The 18965-nt window shown below is 70.5% G+C and carries 15 protein-coding genes; 9 read left to right on the forward strand and 6 right to left on the reverse strand.

What is annotated here, in order from left to right; translation table 11 throughout:
• Positions 1–544: 544 nt before the first annotated feature.
• A complete protein-coding gene (locus tag ABTZ94_RS20330; protein WP_351202450.1) occupies positions 545–874 on the reverse strand; it encodes a chorismate mutase in 330 nt (109 codons plus the stop codon).
• 360 nt (positions 875–1234) lie between these two features.
• Between ABTZ94_RS20330 and guaA the strand changes: the two genes are divergently transcribed.
• The 5 genes from guaA to ABTZ94_RS20355 all read left to right on the forward strand — a co-directional run bounded on the left by guaA (position 1235) and on the right by ABTZ94_RS20355 (position 6660).
• Complete coding sequence (gene guaA, locus ABTZ94_RS20335) at positions 1235–2827, forward strand: glutamine-hydrolyzing GMP synthase (RefSeq protein ID WP_351202451.1); 1593 nt, start codon at positions 1235–1237, stop codon at positions 2825–2827.
• Positions 2828–2986: 159 nt separating this feature from the next.
• On the forward strand, positions 2987–3742 hold the full coding sequence (locus ABTZ94_RS20340; protein WP_351202452.1) for an SAM-dependent methyltransferase: 756 nt from the start codon (positions 2987–2989) through the stop codon (positions 3740–3742).
• A 120-nt stretch (positions 3743–3862) separates the two neighbouring features.
• On the forward strand, positions 3863–4633 hold the full coding sequence (locus tag ABTZ94_RS20345; RefSeq protein WP_351202453.1) for a class II aldolase/adducin family protein: 771 nt from the start codon (positions 3863–3865) through the stop codon (positions 4631–4633).
• 113 nt (positions 4634–4746) lie between these two features.
• The gene (locus ABTZ94_RS20350) at positions 4747–6015 is read left to right on the forward strand and encodes a hypothetical protein (RefSeq protein ID WP_351202454.1); all 1269 of its coding nucleotides are present in this window, start codon (positions 4747–4749) and stop codon (positions 6013–6015) included.
• A 150-nt stretch (positions 6016–6165) separates the two neighbouring features.
• Positions 6166–6660 carry a DoxX family protein gene (locus ABTZ94_RS20355; RefSeq protein ID WP_351202455.1) on the forward strand — a complete coding sequence of 165 codons (495 nt, stop codon included), beginning with the start codon at positions 6166–6168 and terminating at the stop codon, positions 6658–6660.
• Positions 6661–6816: 156 nt separating this feature from the next.
• On the opposite strand, the gene ABTZ94_RS20360 is transcribed toward ABTZ94_RS20355, so the two are convergent.
• Positions 6817–8154, reverse strand: coding sequence for a PspC domain-containing protein (locus ABTZ94_RS20360; RefSeq protein WP_351202456.1), 1338 nt, complete (start codon positions 8152–8154; stop codon positions 6817–6819).
• A gap of 204 nt (positions 8155–8358) precedes the next feature.
• Between ABTZ94_RS20360 and ABTZ94_RS20365 the strand changes: the two genes are divergently transcribed.
• Complete coding sequence (locus tag ABTZ94_RS20365) at positions 8359–9657, forward strand: PspC domain-containing protein (RefSeq protein ID WP_351202457.1); 1299 nt, start codon at positions 8359–8361, stop codon at positions 9655–9657.
• Complete coding sequence (locus ABTZ94_RS20370) at positions 9641–10336, forward strand: LuxR C-terminal-related transcriptional regulator (RefSeq protein ID WP_351202458.1); 696 nt, start codon at positions 9641–9643, stop codon at positions 10334–10336. The genes ABTZ94_RS20365 and ABTZ94_RS20370 overlap by 17 nt, the downstream gene beginning before the upstream one ends.
• A 115-nt stretch (positions 10337–10451) precedes the next feature.
• On the opposite strand, the gene ABTZ94_RS20375 is transcribed toward ABTZ94_RS20370, so the two are convergent.
• Together ABTZ94_RS20375 and ABTZ94_RS20380 are read right to left on the reverse strand one after the other, a co-directional pair.
• Positions 10452–11207 carry a GNAT family N-acetyltransferase gene (locus tag ABTZ94_RS20375; RefSeq protein WP_351202459.1) on the reverse strand — a complete coding sequence of 252 codons (756 nt, stop codon included), beginning with the start codon at positions 11205–11207 and terminating at the stop codon, positions 10452–10454.
• A 40-nt stretch (positions 11208–11247) separates the two neighbouring features.
• Positions 11248–12285 (reverse strand): C40 family peptidase, encoded by a 1038-nt coding sequence (locus ABTZ94_RS20380; RefSeq protein ID WP_351202460.1) that lies wholly within the window; start codon positions 12283–12285, stop codon positions 11248–11250.
• Between the two features lie 357 nt (positions 12286–12642).
• On the opposite strand from ABTZ94_RS20380, the gene ABTZ94_RS20385 reads away from it, so the two are divergent.
• Positions 12643–12996 (forward strand): hypothetical protein, encoded by a 354-nt coding sequence (locus ABTZ94_RS20385; RefSeq protein WP_351202461.1) that lies wholly within the window; start codon positions 12643–12645, stop codon positions 12994–12996.
• A gap of 437 nt (positions 12997–13433) precedes the next feature.
• Positions 13434–15872 carry a DNA helicase PcrA gene (pcrA, locus tag ABTZ94_RS20390; protein WP_351202462.1) on the forward strand — a complete coding sequence of 813 codons (2439 nt, stop codon included), beginning with the start codon at positions 13434–13436 and terminating at the stop codon, positions 15870–15872.
• 121 nt (positions 15873–15993) lie between these two features.
• On the opposite strand, the gene ABTZ94_RS20395 is transcribed toward pcrA, so the two are convergent.
• Together ABTZ94_RS20395 and ABTZ94_RS20400 are read right to left on the reverse strand one after the other, a co-directional pair.
• Positions 15994–17562 (reverse strand): M23 family metallopeptidase, encoded by a 1569-nt coding sequence (locus tag ABTZ94_RS20395; protein WP_351202463.1) that lies wholly within the window; start codon positions 17560–17562, stop codon positions 15994–15996.
• 261 nt (positions 17563–17823) lie between these two features.
• Positions 17824–18762, reverse strand: a complete 939-nt coding sequence (locus ABTZ94_RS20400; protein ID WP_351202464.1) for an esterase/lipase family protein — start codon at positions 18760–18762, stop codon at positions 17824–17826.
• Between the last annotated feature and the right edge of the window lie 203 nt (positions 18763–18965).

Below are 18965 nucleotides of genomic sequence, written 5' to 3' on the forward strand. Positions count from 1 at the left end.
GGCCGCGACATCGACCACCGCACCCACAGGACCACCGTCCACATCGAGATCAGCACGTTGCCAAGCCCGTCAGATGGCTAACCGAACGGCATTGGTCCTAGGTGCGCCCTGAAGGCTGTCCGAGGAGGTCCTGTCGTCGAACTGCTGCAGCGAACCGGAACAGCGGAAGGGGATGCACCCCCTCCGAGTGCAGCCCCTCGCCGAATTCAGTTCCGGGCCTCGGCGCCGAGCCGGACGGCTGCGCCCCGAGCAGACCGTTCCGACCGGATACGGTCGGCTCCGGGCGTCCCCGGAGCCGACCGTTCTTTGGGTGACCGGGCTGCTGTCCCCTGCCGACCGGTCACGCACGCTGGGGCGCGGTCCCACGGCGTACCTGCAGTACGCCACACGCTCCAGCGGAGCCATGCGTGGTTTCTTTCCAGAGCCGCCCCTGGCTGGCACGGACAACGGGACCAACGAAGTCAGGGCGGACCCGGTCACGCGCCGTACGGGTGAGAGTCGGCCCGAACTGGGATGCGCCCGGACACCTCCTGCCCGCGGGGTGTCAGGCCCGGCCGCGGCAGAGCTCCAGCAGCGTCATGGCGAGGGAGGTGCCGGGCTTGCCGAGCGCGTCCCGGTACTGGCCGAGGATCTCCATCTCGCGCGAGAGGTTGATCCGGCGACCGCCCGAGGTGATCCGGGCCTCCTGGATGACCGCCGAGATGGCCATCCGCTCCTGGACGAGCCCGATGATCCGGTCGTCGAGGGCATCGATGCGGGACCTTGCGTTGTCGATCAGCGCGGCGGCCTCATCGGTGTGCGCGCCGGTCTTCTCGGCGGCGGCCTTCGCCGTGCAGCTCTTCGCGGTGCTCTTCACAGGGGCGGTGCTGGTCATGGTGGTGACTCCTCGTGGGGTGCGGCCCCCGAATCCGACCGGTCCGGAACGCCAGAACGCCCCGGGCCTTTCGGCCCGGGGCGCCTGGAACGTTGCTTGTCAGTGGATCAAGCAGCACGACCATGGCAGCCGGCGGGCCGGATGCCATAGGTAAAGACGAAGGTCGTGTGCTGTCGCATGGAACTCAGTATGGCCGTCCTGTGCGGGCGGGCCAAGCCGGGGCCCGGATGCTGAGACACCGCCCGGTCCCGGCCCGGGGCCTGCGCTTCCCGCAGCCCTGTACGGGCGTGACGACGGCCGCCTCCGCAGCCCCGGTAGAATCGACAAAACAGACCCCCTTTACCGCCGGAAGGTCGCCTAGTGCCAGCAGCCCCCGCCGCCCCCGAAATCGCCACCGACGTGGTCCTCGTTGTCGACTTCGGTGCGCAGTATGCCCAGCTCATCGCCCGACGCGTCCGTGAGGCCCGGGTCTACAGCGAGATCGTCCCGTCCACGATGCCGGTGGCCGAGATGCTGGCCAGGAAGCCCCGGGCGATCATCCTGTCCGGCGGCCCCTCCTCGGTGTACGCGGAGGGTGCGCCCTCACTCGACCGTGCGCTGTTCGAGGCCGGGGTTCCGGTCTTCGGCATGTGCTACGGCTTCCAGCTGATGGCCACCACGCTCGGCGGCACCGTCGACGACAACGGTGCCCGTGAGTACGGCCGTACCCCGCTCACCGTCTCCAAGGCCGGCTCCACGCTCTTCGAGGGAACCCCCGCCGAGCAGTCGGTCTGGATGTCGCACGGCGACGCCTGCTCCGCCGCCCCCGAGGGCTTCACCGTCACCGCGTCCACGGACGTCGTACCGGTCGCCGCCTTCGAGAACGACGAGAAGAAGCTCTACGGCGTCCAGTACCACCCCGAGGTCCTGCACTCCACACACGGCCAGCAGGTCCTGGAGCACTTCCTCTACCGCGGCGCCGGCATCGAGCCGACCTGGACCACGACCAATGTCGTCGAGGAGCAGATCGCGCTGATCCGCGAGCAGGTCGGCACCAAGCGCGCCATCTGCGGCCTCTCCGGCGGCGTGGACTCCGCGGTCGCCGCAGCCCTCGTGCAGAAGGCCATCGGCTCCCAGCTGACGTGCGTGTACGTCGACCACGGTCTGATGCGCAAGGACGAGACCGAGCAGGTCGAGAAGGACTTCGTGGCCGCCACCGGCGTCCAGCTGAAGGTCGTCGACGCCGAGCAGCGGTTCCTGAACGCGCTGGCCGGGGTCTCCGACCCCGAGCAGAAGCGGAAGATCATCGGCCGCGAGTTCATCCGCGTCTTCGAGCAGGCCCAGGCCGAGCTCGTCGCCGAGGCGGGCGCGGCCGGCGAGGACGTCGCGTTCCTCGTCCAGGGCACGCTCTACCCGGACGTCGTCGAGTCCGGTGGCGGTACCGGCACCGCCAACATCAAGTCCCACCACAATGTCGGCGGTCTCCCCGACGACATCGAGTTCCAGCTCGTCGAGCCGCTGCGCCAGCTGTTCAAGGACGAGGTCCGGATGGTCGGCCAGGAACTCGGCCTGCCGGAGGAGATCGTCCAGCGCCAGCCGTTCCCCGGCCCCGGCCTCGGCATCCGTATCGTCGGCGAGGTCACCAAGGAGCGGCTCGACCTGCTGCGCGAGGCCGACGCCATCGCCCGCGAGGAGCTGACGGCAGCAGGCCTGGACCGGGACATCTGGCAGTGCCCGGTGGTCCTGCTCGCCGATGTCCGCTCGGTCGGCGTCCAGGGCGACGGCCGTACCTACGGCCACCCGATCGTGCTGCGCCCGGTCTCCTCCGAGGACGCCATGACGGCCGACTGGTCGCGTCTGCCGTACGAGACGCTCGCCAGGATCTCGACCCGCATCACCAACGAGGTCGCCGACGTCAACCGCGTCGTGCTCGACGTGACGAGCAAGCCGCCGGGCACCATCGAGTGGGAGTAACCCTCCCCGCAGGGTCAACGTGATGCCGTCGCTCATTCGTCCGAGCGGCGGCATTGCCGTATCCGCTGGGTACGCCGGCTCAAGGGACGAGACTCACTGCGCCGCCCTTAAAAAAAATGGGGAGAACCGCTCCCGGTATCCGTGCAAAGCTTCGCCCTCATGTCTACCGATGAGATCCGCGCCCTGATGTCCGCCGCCCACAACGACCGCCTGACCTGGAACACCCCGCTCTCCGAGGAACATGCCGCTCAGCTCGTCGATGCCTGCGCTCCCGGGCCCGGGGCGCGGATCGTGGACCTCGGCAGCGGCTGGGGTGAGCTGCTGATGAGGCTGGTGGAGTCGGCGCCCGGGAGTACCGGGGACGGCGTCGAGACCGATCCCGAGGCGGTGGCGCGGGGGCAGGCGCTCGCCGGGGAGCGGGGGCTCACGGAGCGCGTACGGATCCATCGGATGCCCGCCGCCGAGTGGGCCGACGACGGTTATGACCTGGCGGTGTCCATCGGCGCCTCTCATGCCTGGCCCGGGTCCACCCCCGAGGCACTCAAGGCCCTGCGTGCGGCCGTGCGGCCCGGCGGTCGGGTGCTGTTCGGGGAAGGGTTCTGGGAGCGCGAGCCGTCCGAACGGGCGCTGGCCGGGCTGGGGGCCGAGCCGGGAGACTTCGGTTCGCTGCTGGAGCTGATCCGGCAGGCCGAGGCCGTCGGGCTGCGGCCGCTCCAGGTGACCGTCGCCGACCAGCGCGAATGGGACCTCTTCGAGGCGAACGCCAACATCGGACGGGGCGAGCGGTGGGCGCTGGCCAACCCCGGGCATCCCCTGCACGACGGCGTCGTCGCGGCGGTCGACGAGCGGCGCACCGGCTACCACGGGGGCTACCGGGGAACGTTCGGCCTCGCCTACCTCGTGCTCAGCGCCTGAAAGGGGCCCCGAACCCGGACCCGGACCGGTGCATGAATCGGTACGTGATCGCTCTGGCCACCTGCGGCAACCGGCGGTAACTTCCGATCCCGTACGCCCTGGGATCCCTGAGGAGTCACCATGCCCGAGCCCACACCGATACCCGTGGAACAGCTGCAGTTCGCGATGCCGCCCGTCCATCAGTCGGTCGACGAGGAACGCGCGTACCGCAAGGAACGGCTGGCCGGGGCGCTCAGGCTGTTCGGGGAGTACGGGTACGAGGACGGCGTCTGCGGTCACATCACCGCGCGGGACCCGGAGTTCACCGACTGCTTCTGGGTCAACCCCTTCGGGGCCCCCTTCGACGGGCTCGCGCCAAACGAGCTGATCCTGGTCAACGGGGAGGGACAGGTCGTCGAGGGGCGCCACCACGTCAATCAGGCGGCGTTCGCCGTCCATGCGCAGGTGCACCGGGCCCGCCCGGACGTCGTCGCCGTCGCACACACCCACTCCGTGCACGGTCGGGCTCTGTCCGCGCTTCGTGAACTCATCGAGCCGATCACCCAGGAATCCTGTGCCTTCTACGAGGACCACGCCCTGTACGACGCGTACACCGGGGTCGTCGTGGACGAGGAGGAGGGGCGCCGGATCGCCGCCGCGCTCGGCGGGCGCAAGGCGATCGTGCTGCGCAACCACGGGCTTCTGACTGTCGGTGACTCGGTGGACGCGGCTGCCTGGTGGTTCATCGCGCTCGAGCGCTCCTGCCAGGTGCAGCTGGCCGCACGGGCGGCCGGAAAGCCGGTGCTGATCGAGCACAGGGACGCGGTCACGACCCGTGAGCAGCTCGGCAGCGACCTGGTGGCCTGGATCAACTATCAGCCACTGTGGCGCCGGATCAGTCGCACATTCTGACGATACGCGCCGACGATGCGCCCCGATGCGGTCCCGAGCCCGTCCGTACGGCACAATTCGCAGCAATCACAGTCGAGTTGGCTGGACCGGGGCTTGAAAGGGCGGCGTTCTCCGTGGCGTTGGACGAGGCGAGGGCGAGCAGCACGCACGGCGGCGGCTGCACGTGCGGCGGCTGCCCGCACGGGGCGCGCGAGGGCCACCGGCGCGCGGTGGCCGCCTTTCTGGCCAAGCGGGACGAACTCGCCGCAGGTCAGGGGCTGCCGCCCGGGGTCGCCCAGTCCGCCTCCGCGACCCGCCAGTGGGTCTCGGACGAGCTGACCCAGTCGGCAAGGACCGTCGCCGAACGGGGCCGGGAAGCGGGCGATGCCTGGCTGTACCGGGTGTGGCGGCGCACCCTGATCGCGGTGTGGGGGAGCGTCGCCGTGCTGGTCGTCGCCGAGGCCGCCACCGCCATCGGGGCTGGCTGGACCAACGCCCGTACGGCGGGACTGGTCGCCGGACTCGTCACCGCGGGCCTGCTCACCGGCGCCGCCCACGTCCACCGGGCCCGCGGCGGCCTCCTCGCCCCGGTGATCGGCGAGGACAACCGGCTCTCCACCTCCCGGGCGGTCGCCGCGTCCTGGGTGCTGCTGGCGGTCTTCTCCGTACTCGTGCTGGCGCTCCAGCTGGCGGGCGCCTCCGGCCACGCCGAGCGCGACGAACTGATCGAGGGGCTGGATCTGGCCAGGGGCGCCGGCGTGGTGACCGTGCTTGCGCTGGTGTGCGCCGTCGCCGTGGTCGTACGCCGGGTGGTGACCGTACGCGCCCTGTCCGGGCGACTGCAGAAGCTGCGGGCCGGCCGGCCGCGCGCCGCCGATCTGCTCACCGACGACTCCGGGCGGGGCAGCTTCACGGATGTGCAGTACGTGCTGGTGAGCACCGTCGCCGTACTGTTCGCCGGGGTCCGGCTGGCCCGCAGGCCCGAGCAGCTGCCCGATCTGCCCTGGGGGCTTGCGCTGCTGGTCACCGTCTCGGCGCTCGCATACTTCGCCGGGAAGTACGCGGAGGGCGGGCGTCCGGTGGTGCTCTCGGTGGTCCGGGCCAGGGAGGCCGGGGATCTGGACGCGCCGATCCGAACCGGCGACGACATCGAGATCCGCGGTGCGGGCTTCGTGCCGCCCGGCGCCGGGGCGCCGGACAGGCTGGCCCGCATGGTCGTCCGGATCGGCCGGGTCCATGTGCATGTGCCGCTGATCCCGGTGACCGGCGGCTTCGCCAACCCGACCGACAGCGTGCTCACCGTACCGGTACCGGTGGAGGTGGAACCGGGGCTGGTGGAGGTGCAGGTCGTGACCGCTGCCGGGGTGGAGACGAACCGGGTCGAGATCGATGTGACGGACTGACTGCCGCAGCCCGTGCCCGGCCACGGGGTGACGGATACCGGCCGACCGGACGCCCCAGCGGGTGAGCCGCGCGTTCCCGACGTACGTATGGTCTGTTGACGGGTCTACGGAAGGCGGGGCAGCCGCATGCAGGACATTCGGGATTACAGCATGAACGTAAGCGTTCTGGGTGAGCCGAGAGGGCTCAAGGAACTGGCGCGGGAGCACGCCCTGCTGCCCCTGCGGATCTTTCTCGGCGTCACCTTCATCTACTCCGGGCTCGACAAACTGACGGACAGCGCCTTCTTCCGCGCGAGCGGCGCCGACTCCATCGGCGAGACGCTGCACGCGGTACGGGACTCGTCCGCGATCCCGGCCCTCGTCGACCTCGCGCTGAAGAGCCCCGGCACCTTCGGGTACGCCATCGCCATCGGTGAACTCCTCGTCGGCATCGGCACCCTCATCGGGCTGTGGGCACGGCTCGCCGCACTCGGCGGGGCGCTGATCTCGCTGAGCCTGTGGCTGACCGTGAGCTGGCAGGTCGAGCCGTACTACTTCGGCAACGACCTGGCCTACCTCATGGCCTGGCTGCCGCTGGTGCTCGGCGGGGCCGCGGCGTTCTCCGTGGACGCCTTCCTCGCGTCACGACGGCGACGGATCATGTAGTTCACCCAGGTCACGGTGGCGGCCAGCCAGAGGCCGCCGAAGAACAGCGGGAAGAAGAAGACCCACGGGGCGTCCCAGACCCCCGCGGCGTCCGCCGCGTATCCCGCTGCCAGAGCGAGCATGACCACACCCGCCACCGCACGCCCCGGACGGATCTCATGACGCAGCACGGGTGACCTCCACCTGTCCGATGCCGACTTCGAGAGTGAGCTCGACCGTGCCGGCCGGTTTACTGCCCGGGGGCGGCGGAAACGTCCTGTGTTCCTGCTGCGCCGGGTTGACGTTCACATCGACCCGAGTGCCCGCCGGCTCGTCGCTCGGCCGGCTGACCGGCAGCGTGATGTCGCCGAGGCCCGCCCGCGCGTCCACCTTCACCGTGACCGCCTTCGGTACGACGACGACCACGCGGCCCGCCCCGACCCCCACCCCCGTGCGGACCGTGTCCCCGCGGGGAACCGTGACGTCGGTGAGGTCCAGCCGTGCCACCCCGGAGCCCAGTTCGTAGTGCGGCTGGACCGCCGCCACCGTGGCCGGCCGCCACTCCTCGCGCACCCACTGCGTGGTGATGTCCTTGGGCAGCGCGGAAGCGCCCGCCAGCAGGGCCGCTGTGATCATCGACACCATGACCGTGCCGAACCCGGTCCGTCCGAGGAACGCGCTGACCAGCATCCCGAGCCCGAACACCGCGAGCGCACCGGCCAGACCGATCTGCAGACTCGTACCGAACGGCTGGGAGTCCCAGCTCAGCCCCGTGCCCAGACCGCCCGCGATCAGCGCGAACAGAAACACAAGACCACCGATCGAGGCCGGGCCCCTGGTGCCGTCCTCCTGCCCGGGCGCGCGGAACGGGTCCTGGGGCGTCGCCCCCCGGGGGCGTACCGCCCGGCCGTCGAGCACCGCATCGGCCGGACCCCACAGATAGCCGGGGCCCATCGGCCCCGAGGTGCCGTCCTTGATGATCGGATCCCGCCACCACGACGGGCTGCCCGGCGTCGGCGGAGCCTTCACCTCGGGCGGCGCGTCCGCCACCGCCTGCGCGGTCGCCGGATGCAGCGGGTCCTCGGGCGCCGCAGTCCTGCGGTTCTGCGTCCAGACGGCGAAGCCGACGACCGCGAGCGACAGCATCGCGGAGAACGCCAGCGTGCCGCGGTTGCCCAGCATGGAGAGGAACAGCCCGCAGCCGATCAGCGCGAGCAGCACCGCGATCAGCGACGCACCCTCGACGCGGCCGGACAGCAGCCTGCGCGCCTCGTTCTCCTCCTCGCCGTCCAGGGGGATCAGCAGCCAGGCGAAGCCGTAGAAGATCAGCCCGATGCCGCCGGTGACGGACAGCACACCGAGCACGATCCGGAAGATCACCGGATCGACGTCGCAGTACCGGCCGAGCCCGCCGCACACCCCGGCCACGACTTTCTGCCGTGGGCTGCGCCGCAGCTGTGGTCCCGGCTCGGGGGGTGGTGCGACACCGGGGGAGGCGTCCTGGGGAACGGTCATGGCTCCATGGTGACGGGCCGAGCGCCTGTCCGGGACCCGCGCCGACCCTGGCCGATCCCTGATATTGGCGCGGCGGTCCCCTGGGGGAGGCAAATCCGGTACCAGTACAGCGGCCCCTGCGGGTGGCGCCCCCGCGCACTCTCAGGGTCCGCTCGGGGGCGGACCCTGATGCCGTCGCCCGTACGGACATGTGACGATCGGGTCATGCCAACCGCCACGCCCCGAGCCACAAGCTCCCTCAACACCGACCCGGAGGAGCCGCCGCTGCGCAAGCTGTACCGCAGCGCCGACGGACGGTTGCTCGGCGGCGTCGCGCGCGGTCTCGCCGGACATCTCGGGCTGCCCGTCGCCTGGGTGCGGTTCGTCTTCCTCGGCCTGTTCTTCGCGGACGGCCTCGGCGCGCTGCTCTACGCCGTGTTCTGGATCGTCGTCCCGCTCGGCGTCGGTGGCGTGGACGCGCCGCGCTCCCTCTTCGAGACCGCCCCGGACGGCAGACGCCGGCTCCGCAAACCCGACAAGGGCCAGGTTTTCGCCCTCATCGCGCTGTTCATCGGCGCCATGATCTTCGTCGGTAACGTCGACATGGGCAGCGAGGCCGACCGCTACATATGGCCCACGCTGCTGATCGGCGCCGGTTCCGTACTGGTGTGGCGGCAGGCCGACAACGCCCGGCGCGCCCGCTGGATGGAGGTCGGCAACCGCCGCCGGGTCCTGCATCTGGCCCGGGGGCTGGCCGGGGTCGCCCTGGTCGGCCTGGGCCTGGCCGTCTTCATGGTGGTACGCGGCTCCGCGGCCCAGCTCGGCAACGTCCTGACCGCCGCGATCGCCGTCCTCACCGGCATCGCGCTGCTGGCCGGCCCCTACCTCGTACGCATGACCCAGGACCTCTCCGAGGAACGCACGATGCGGATCAGGGCCCAGGAGCGCGCCGAGGTCGCGGCCCATGTCCATGACTCGGTGCTGCACACCCTCACCCTGATCCAGCGCAACGCCGAGGATGCGGGCGAGGTCCGCAGACTGGCCCGCGCCCAGGAACGCGAACTGCGCAACTGGCTGTACAACCCCGAGGGCACCGGCAAGGACGAGGACGACGAACCCGAGACCCTCGCCGAAGCGGTCAAGCGCGCCGCCGCCGAGGTCGAGGACAAACACGGCGTCCCGCTGGAGGTCGTCGTCGTCGGCGACTGCCCGCTGGACGAGAAGCTGGTCGCGCAGATGCAGGCCGCGCGCGAGGCGATGGTCAACGCCGCCAAGTACGGTGGCGCGGGCGGCGCCGTGCAGGTCTACGCGGAGGTCGAGGGCCGTACGGTCTTCGTCTCCGTACGGGACCGGGGCCCGGGATTCGATCTGGATTCCGTGCCGGGGGACAGAATGGGCGTACGAGAATCAATCATCGGCCGGATGCAGCGCAACGGCGGTACGGCGCGACTGCGTTCGGTGCCCGGCGGGGGCACGGAAGTCGAGCTGGAGATGGAGAGGACGAGCGATGACCAAGACCACTGAGGCGACCGGGGGCCCGGAGCGCCGGGTACGGGTCGTGCTCGTCGACGACCACCGGATGTTCCGCACCGGCGTCCAGGCCGAGATCGGCCGCACCGAGGAGACCGGCGTCGAGGTCGTCGGCGAGGCCGCCGACGTCGACCAGGCGGTCACCGTCATCACGGCGACCCACCCCGAGGTCGTCCTCCTCGACGTCCATCTGCCCGGCGGCGGCGGCGTCGAGGTGCTGCGCCGCTGCGCCCCGCTGATGGGCGCCGCCGGGAACCCGGTCCGGTTCCTGGCGCTGTCCGTCTCGGACGCCGCCGAGGACGTCATCGGCGTCATCCGCGGTGGCGCCCGCGGCTATGTCACCAAGACCATCACCGGCACCGACCTGGTCGACTCGGTCTTCCGGGTCCAGGACGGCGACGCGGTGTTCTCGCCCCGGCTGGCCGGCTTCGTCCTCGACGCCTTCGCCTCCACGGACGCGCCGCCGGTCGACGAGGACCTGGACCGGCTGACGCAGCGCGAGCGCGAGGTGCTGCGGCTGATCGCGCGCGGCTATGCGTACAAGGAGATCGCCAAGCAGCTGTTCATCTCGGTGAAGACCGTCGAGTCGCATGTCTCGGCGGTGCTGCGCAAGCTCCAGTTGTCCAACCGCCACGAGCTGACCCGGTGGGCGACGGCGCGGCGGCTGGTCTGAGCGCAACGTATAGCCGCGAACATCCCCAAAGCCCCTGGCCTCCGTCAGGGGCTTTCGCGCACCCCGCCGCACCCCGCGATCTCCTGACTTGGTGCAGCCCGCTCGGGTTCGCGGATCAGTCGAGCGAGACGTTCAGCTTCTCGCCGACCCTGCGGTAGCCGATCCCCGCGTAGATCCGCTCCACGTCCGCGTCGCCCGGCTCCAGCCACACCACCCGGCAGCCCCGCTCGAAGGCGGTCGCGGTCAGGTGGGCACTGAGCGCGGCGCCGATGCCGCGGCGGCGGAAGGCGTCGGCGACGGCGAGGCCGACCAGTTCGGTGAGGCCGTCGACCGGGACCGAGCAGCCGCCCGCGCCCGCCGGGACGCCGTCGACCGTGGCGAGGGCCGCGACCCCGCCACCTTCGGCCGCCGTGCGCAGCCAGGCCGCCTCGCCGCCCTCGGGCTCGCCCGTCCCGCCGTATCCGTGGTGCTGGACGAGCGCGGCGGCGTCGAACTCCGCGTCGGTGACCGGTTCGGCGATCGTGAGGGAGTCCACCGGCTTCGGTGGCACCAGGCCGCCGGGGGCACAGGCCAGGACCGGGGCCCGGTTCTCGACGGTGAACCCGGCGGCGAGCAGCGCGGGTTCGACCGCAGGCGCCCACGTGGGCAGATACTCCAGCCGAGGCAGCCGGTCACGCTCCCGGAATGCCGCGATCAGGGCGTCGAGATCCTCGGCCGTCGGCTCGGCGCCTTGGTCGGGTATCGCGTAATTGACGTACTTGATCGACCAGTTCGGGTTGTACAGCACAGTGAAGGGGCCGACCCGCAGATGGTCGGGGGAGCGCAGGGCGAGCGTACGGGCATGGGTCTGGACATCGGCGTCCATGGGCATGTGCGGTTCCCCTCCGGCCGGTTGATCAGAAGTCGGGAGCTTATGCCACCCGGGTTGCTCCGGCGAAGGGCATGTGGTCGATCGGCGCGACCCGGACCGGCGCTCCGGGCCGCGGGGCGTGGATCATTTGCCCGTTGCCGATGTAGAGCCCGACATGACTGATGCCGGAGTAGAAGAACACCAGGTCGCCCGGGGCCAGTTCGGAGCGTGAGATGTGCCGGCCGGCGTTGATCTGGGTGTACGTGGTCCGGGGGAGCGAGACACCGGCGGAGCGCCAGGCGGCCTGGGTGAGTCCGGAGCAGTCGAACGAGGACGGGCCGGTCGCGCCCCAGACGTACGGTTTGCCGAGAGCCCCGTACGCGAACGCGACGGCCTCGGCGGCACGGGCGTTGGGCGCCTGGACGGGGTCGTGTGCGGTGCCGCGGTCGGCTGCGTGCGCACTGTCCGAGTTCTCGTAGGTGGTGCGCTCGGCCGGGGACAGGGTGGTGAGGAGCCGCTGCGCGTCGGCCAGTTTGGTTCTGATCGTCGCCTTGTGCTTCTTCAGCTCGGCCTGGCGGGAGGTCAGCTCCGCCAGCTTTCCTTTGGCCTGCGAGCGCAGCTGGGCGATCCGGGCGACCTGACGCTCCACCCCGTCGACCTCGGCGGCCTGGCGGTCGCCGATCCGGTCCACGTACGAGGCGCGTTCCAGGTATTGGTCGGGGTCGGAGGAGAGTGCCAGCTGTACGGACGGGGCGAGGCCGCCGGTGCGGTACTGCGCGGCGGCGAGTGAACCCAGTGCGTTGCGCGAGGCGTTCAGGCGCTCGGTCCTGCGGGCCGCCTCGTCGCGCAGGGTATCGAGGGCACCGGCGGCTGCGGTCGCCTTCTCCTTCGCGCCGTTGTACTGCTCGGTGGCGACTTCCGCGTCGTGGTAGAGCCGGTCCACCTTCGCCCTGATCTGGGCTGGAGTGAGCTGAGGATCGGCGTGTGCGGAGCCTGGCAGAGCGGCAGCGGCGGCGGCCCCGGCAAAGGCGAGGGTGGCTGCGGTGCGGGCAGCAGAGCCGGTGTACGGGCGCTGCTTGGGTTTCCGGTGCGCTGCCACGGGGGCGTGCGTCCTTCCTGGCGACTGCCCGTCGGGGACTACCGGCGGGCCCGCCCGAGGTCCGGCGGCGGGTCACCAACAGGGAGAGCGGCCCGCCGCCGGATCTCTCGGCGGGGCGACCGGTGTGCCGCCCGGGTGCGGAGCGGCGGTGAAGCCGGTCACCTGGTCAGCGACGCTAAACCCGGGGCATGGAGAAGAGTCGTAATGACGCCTATTGTCTGAATTTGGCGCGGCGCTGTCGCCAATTGATCGGAAAAATTACACCAGAGTCAGGCAATTGGTGCAGACACGAGCGAAGCGGCAAGAAGTCGCACCTGCCTGCAGAGGGGTGATATGGGCGGGGATACGCTGCGGCCCATGGACGTACTCATACATGTCTTCGTCGCCCTGCACATCATCGGTATCGCTTGTCTGCTGGGCGGTTTCCTGACCCAGATGAAGGCGATGGGCGCGGGCACGGCCCGGTTCGTCCCGGCGATGCTGCACGGCGCGCTGACGATGCTGGTCACCGGTGTCGCGCTGGTCGGGATCAACGAAGCCGACGGCTATCACGTGAACAACATCAAGATCGGGGTCAAGCTGCTGCTCCTGGTCGTCATCCTCGCGCTCGTCTACATCAAGCGGGACGAGGAGAAGGTCGACAAGGGTGCCTTCGCGGCCGTGGGCGGGCTGACGCTCGCCAACATCTTCATCGCCACGCTCTGGACCTGAGCCGGCCCGTGCGCGTGCTGTACCCGCCTGCCGGACGGGTTCGAGGACAAGCCCGCCCAGCAGCTGAGGACGTAGGGGTGTGAGCCGCTAAGACGGCCGCACGCTGCCGTGGATCGGCATGTAGTAGATCGACTCCTCGCGCACACTCGGGCCGACGAGGACTCGCATTCCCCTACGTGGCGTGGGCGCCCGCTCTCTTTGCGTGCCCGGTCGTCGGGTGCGGTTCGCCATGCGGCCGTCGCATGTCGGTGCGGCGGCCTGGGGCTGTCCCGTAATCCCTGGCGGGACAGCGTGCGGCGTCAGATGCGGTGCATCGCAAGGCGGAGGGGCGTCCGCATACTGGATGTATGCGGACGTTCCGACAACGCGGCGAGGTGCCGTAGCTGACGTCGTGCGCCCGTCAGGGATTACGGGACAGCCCTTAGACTCGACAAGCGATGAGCAGCCTCTTTGACGACAGCTTCCTGGCCGGCCTCCAGCACTCGGAGGAAGAGCCCCCGCCGCCCCCCGAGGACTCCGCACCCGAAGCGGTGCCGGAGGACCTCTTCGCGGGCGCATTCGACGGGCCCCCTCCGCCCAGGGAGGCGTACTACCGCGACGGCGCGCACCGCCCCGTCATCGACTCCGCGGCGCTTCTCGACGGGCTGAACACCGAGCAGCGCGCCGCCGTGGTCCACGCGGGCTCCCCGCTGCTCATCGTCGCCGGGGCGGGCTCCGGCAAGACCCGGGTCCTGACCCACCGCATCGCCCACCTCCTCGCCGAACGCGGGGTGCACCCCGGCCAGATCCTGGCGATCACCTTCACCAACAAGGCCGCGGGCGAGATGAAGGAGCGCGTCGAGCAGCTCGTCGGACCGCGCGCCAACGCCATGTGGGTCATGACCTTTCACAGCGCGTGCGTACGCATCCTGCGCCGCGAGTCGAAGAAGCTCGGCTTCACCTCGTCGTTCTCGATCTACGACGCCGCCGACTCCAAGCGGCTGATGGCCCTGGTCTGCCGCGATCTCGAGCTCGACCCGAAGCGCTTCCCGCCGAAGGCGTTCACGGCCAAGGTCTCCAACCTGAAGAACGAGCTGATCGACGAGGAGACCTTCGCCGGCCAGGCGGCGGACGGCTTCGAGAAGACCCTCGCCCAGGCCTACGCGATGTACCAGTCCCGGCTGCGCGAGGCCAACGCGCTGGACTTCGACGACATCATCATGACGACGGTCCATCTGCTCCAGGCGTTCCCCGACGTCGCCGAGCACTACCGCCGCCGCTTCCGGCACGTCCTGGTCGACGAATACCAGGACACCAACCACGCCCAGTACACCCTCGTGCGCGAACTGGTCGGCCCGGCCGGCGAGGGCGACGCCCCCGCCGAGCTGTGTGTCGTCGGTGACGCGGACCAGTCGATCTACGCCTTCCGCGGCGCGACCATTCGCAACATCCTCCAGTTCGAGGAGGACTACCCGAACGCGACCACGATCCTCCTGGAGCAGAACTACCGCTCCACGCAGACGATCCTGTCCGCCGCCAACGCGGTCATCGAGCGCAATGAGAGCCGCCGCCCCAAGAACCTCTGGACGAACGCCGGCACGGGCGCCCGGATCACCGGCTTCGTAGCCGACACCGAGCACGACGAGGCGCAGTTCGTCGCCGACGAGATCGACCGGCTGACCGACGCGGGCGACGCCAAGGCCGGCGACGTTGCGATCTTCTACCGTACGAACGCGCAGTCCCGTGTCTTCGAAGAGATCTTCATCCGCGTCGGACTGCCCTACAAGGTCGTCGGCGGCGTGCGCTTCTACGAGCGCAAGGAGGTCCGGGACGTCCTGGCCTACCTCCGGGTCCTTGCCAACCCCGAGGACACCGTCCCGCTGCGCCGCATCCTCAATGTGCCCAAGCGCGGCATCGGCGACCGTGCCGAGGCGATGATCGACGCGCTCTCCATGCGCGAGAAGATCACCTTCCCACAGGCGCTGCGCCGGGTCGACGAGGCGTACGGCATGGCCGCCCGGTCGGCCAACGCCGTCAAGCGGTTCAACACGCTGATGGAGGAGCTGCGCACGATCGTCGAGTCCGGCGCGGGCCCGGCGGTGGTCCTGGAGGCGGTGCTGGAGCGCACCGGCTACCTCGCCGAGCTCCAGGCGTCCACCGATCCGCAGGACGAGACCCGCATCGAGAACCTTCAGGAACTCGCTGCCGTAGCCCTCGAATTCGAGCAGGAGCGGGGGGAAGAGGAAGGCGCGGGCACGCTCGCCGAATTCCTGGAGAAGGTCGCGCTCGTCGCCGACTCCGACCAGATCCCCGACGAGGACGAGGACGGCTCCGGTGTCATCACGCTGATGACGCTGCACACCGCGAAGGGCCTCGAATTCCCGGTGGTCTTCCTGACCGGCATGGAGGACGGCGTCTTTCCGCACATGCGGGCGCTCGGCCAGGTCAAGGAGCTGGAGGAGGAGCGGCGGCTCGCGTACGTCGGCATCACCCGGGCCCGCGAGCGGCTCTATCTGACCCGGGCGGCGATGCGCAGTGCGTGGGGGCAGCCCTCGTACAACCCGCCGTCGCGGTTCCTGGAGGAGATCCCGGACCAGCACCTGGAGTGGAAGCGGACCGGGCCGATGGCGGCCCCGGCCGGACCGACGTCGGGTATCACCTCGTCGCTGTCCTCGTCGCGCTCGCGCTCCGGCCCTTCGGGCTTCGCGACCCGGCGGACCTCGGACAAGCCGACGATCACGCTGGTTGTGGGGGACCGGGTCACGCACGACCAGTTCGGGCTCGGCACGGTGACAGCGGTCGAGGGCGTCGGCGACCAGGCGAAGGCGACGGTCGACTTCGGGGACGAGCGGCCGAAGAAGTTGCTGCTGCGGTACGCGCCGGTCGAGAAGCTGTAGGCAGGTAGGCAGGTAGGCAGGTAGGCAGCCGAGGCTGGTGCACCGGCCGCCGGGCGCCCGGGCTGTTGTGCCCGGCGCCCGGGCTGTGCGCTGGGTGTCGGCGGCCGGGTGGCCGGGTGGCTCAGGTCGGGTTGACGCCGTGGCTGCGGAGCCAGGGCAGCGGGTTGATCGCCGATCCGCCGCCGGGCCGCACCTCGAAGTGCAGATGCGGACCGGTCGAGTTCCCGGAGTCGCCCGAGTACGCGATGACGTCACCGGCCTTGACCGGTCCCGAGCGGATCCTGGTGCCGCTGAGGTGGCAATACCAGGTCTCGGTCCCGTCGGCCATGGTGACGATGGCCATGTTCCCGTAGGCGCTGTTCAGTTGGGTGCGCACGGTGCCGTCCGTCGCGGCCATCACGGGCGTACCCTCGAAGACCGGGAAGTCGATGCCCGTGTGCACGGACATCCAGTTGACGCCCGCCTGGCCGAAGTACGCGCTGAGGCGGTGATCCTTGACCGGCATGACGAACTTTGGGCGCAGGGCTTCCTTGCGGGCGGCCTCCTCCTCGCGCTTCTTCTTCTCGGCGGCCTGCCGCTCCCGCAAGTCGATGCGTTCCTGGGTACGGCTGGCGCGGTCGGCGAAGTTCTTGGCATCGGCCCCGAGATTGGCGAGCTGGGCGTCCAGCTTGTTGTTGGCCGCGGCCGACTTGACGGAACCGGCGTCGGCGGCCGCCATCGTGGTGGTGTTGTCGTCTTTCTTGTCCTCGCCGACCAGCCCGCCGACGGAGGCCGCGGCGATTCCGGCCACGCTCATCACGCAGGCGGAGGGAATGGCGACGGTGAGGAGCGCGGAACGCTTCGTGGGGGAACGCCGCCGACTGCGACTGCCGCCGCCCCCGCTGCGGGTGGCGGGGCGGTCGAGGGGGCCGTGGGCGTCGGGCGCCGCGTCGGGTGCCGCATCGGCCGTGTCTTCGGTGGCGGCTTCGGCTTCGTGCCCGGCGGTGTCGAAGTCGGTCTCCGTCTCCGTCTCCGGGAGGCTGAACTCGGCGGTGCGGTGGGGCTCGTACGGGTCGAAGGAGTCCTGGTCGCCATAGGACTCGTATGACTTGCGCGCCCCGTGCGCCTCGTGCGCCTCGTGCGCCTGTTGTGCTTCGTATGCCTCGTGTGTCGTCGGCGCCTCGTACAACATCTGCGCGGTCTGCTGTGTCTGCTCGGGCGTGGCGCCGGTGTTCCAGGCCGTGGCGTCGTACGCGCCCGTGTCGTACGCGGCCGTGTCGGTCGTCGGCCACTGGCCGGTCTGGTACCAGCCGTTGGTGTCCCACTGGCCCGTGGCGTCGTGGCCGCCGCCCTGTACCGGAACGTTGGCGAAGGCGCTCGTGGCGGTGGCGTCCGTGACAGCTGCCGTGTCGTAGTCGGCGGCGGGCGTCCAGATGGCTGTGGTGTCGTACGTCGGACCTGTGGCGTACTGCTGCTGGGGCTGCGCCGCGTACGGGGCGCAGGCGTCGTACGCGGTGGTGGTGTGCGCGCCCGTGTCCCACTGCGTGGAGTCGTACTGGCCGCTGTACCCGGCCTGGCCGGTGTCGTAGCCGCTGTCGTGCGTGCCGTCATAGCTGCTGGGCAGGCAACCGAAGAGCGGGTCGCTGTCGAAGCTGCCGGTGGTTTGGCTGTCGTACCCGGCGTACCCGGCGTGGGGGTGCTGGTCGTTCACCAACTTCTCTCTCGCCTCGGCAGCAGGACCTGTGGTCTGGGGTCCGACGGTGGGATCCCAGGGGGAGCAGTGGCCGCGACTGTACCCGGCGGTACGTGACGTCGACAATCTTCGGCAGGTGGGGCGGCTCAGGAAACGGGCAATCGGCCGTCTTTCGCCGGACTGTCCATACAGCCTTGGCTTTATGTTCGAAACACGTTCTATTTGCGAGGTCTCCGTCGGGTGAGGTAGGGCCGGGCGGGCGGGCCCGGGCCTGCCCGGTCAGGCCACCGAAGCGGCTCCAGGTGTTCCTGCGGCTCCTGCTGCCCTTGCGGCTCCCGGTGTTTCTGCGGCTCCTGCTGTTCCGGTGGCTTCGATCACCGATTCGCGGGATTCCAACGCCTGCCGGACTGCGGCGGCGACCGTCGGGTGTACCGGGAGCGCGAGATGGCCGATCCCGCTGACGCGTACGTTCAGCGCGTCGAGATCCGGATGGTCGACGCAGGCCGCCTCGGCAGGGACGATCACTCGGTCCAGCTCGCTCCAGAAGCTCACGAACCGGGTGCGGCAGCCGGGCGCCGGTCTGCGCAGTTCCTCGATCGGTGCGGAGCCCGTACGCATCTGGCGCACGATGGGGTGCGCACTCGCCAGCGGGGCGACGGCCGTGCCCCCGTGCGGTGTGCCGAGGGTGACCAGGGTGCGGACCCGCTGGTCACCGCCCAGCCGCTGTACGTAATAGCGGGCGATCAGGCCGCCGAGGCTGTGCCCGACGATGTCGACCTGGTGGTGTCCGGTGCGGGCGCAGATCTCCTCGACGTGCCGCCCGAGCAGCTCGGCCGCCGTACGGATGTCGCACGTCAGTGGCGAGTAGTTGAGCGACTCCAGATGGCGCCAGCCGTGCCGGGCGAGGGAGCGGCGGAGCAGGACGAAGACCGAGCGGTTGTCGATGAAGCCGTGCAGGAGTACGACGGGCGGCCGCTCGCTGCCCTCGGCGGGGAGGGCGGAGGTCCCGGCCGGGGCGGTGGGGGGTGCGGTGGTCGGTTCGGCCGGGTGTTGCGGGGGTCGTCGCCGCTCCCCGGCGATGCCGGTGGGGTAGAGGAGCACATGCCCGGCGAGGACCACCAGCTCAAGCGCGGTGGCCTTGAGCAGTGCGGATGACAGCCGGGTGCAGCACAGACACGGCCGGCGCAGCAGTAGGGGAAGGAAAGGCGGGACCTTCATGGCCGACCTCCTGCTTCGGCAAGCGGGGAGGCGGCTCCGCTCCCCGTATGCCCTCATGGGGTGCCGTTGCGGAGGTACGGGCGGTCCGCCCGGCCGTCCGGCCGGGGTTCGGCCCCGATTCGCAGGCCCCTGCTCACCGGTGGTGACCGGCGAACGATCGGCCGACGGGCCCGATGGTGATGGGCCCGGCAGCCCGTACCACC

The organism is Streptomyces sp. NPDC002785, from assembly GCF_040295565.1.
GTDB lineage: Bacteria > Actinomycetota > Actinomycetes > Streptomycetales > Streptomycetaceae > Streptomyces.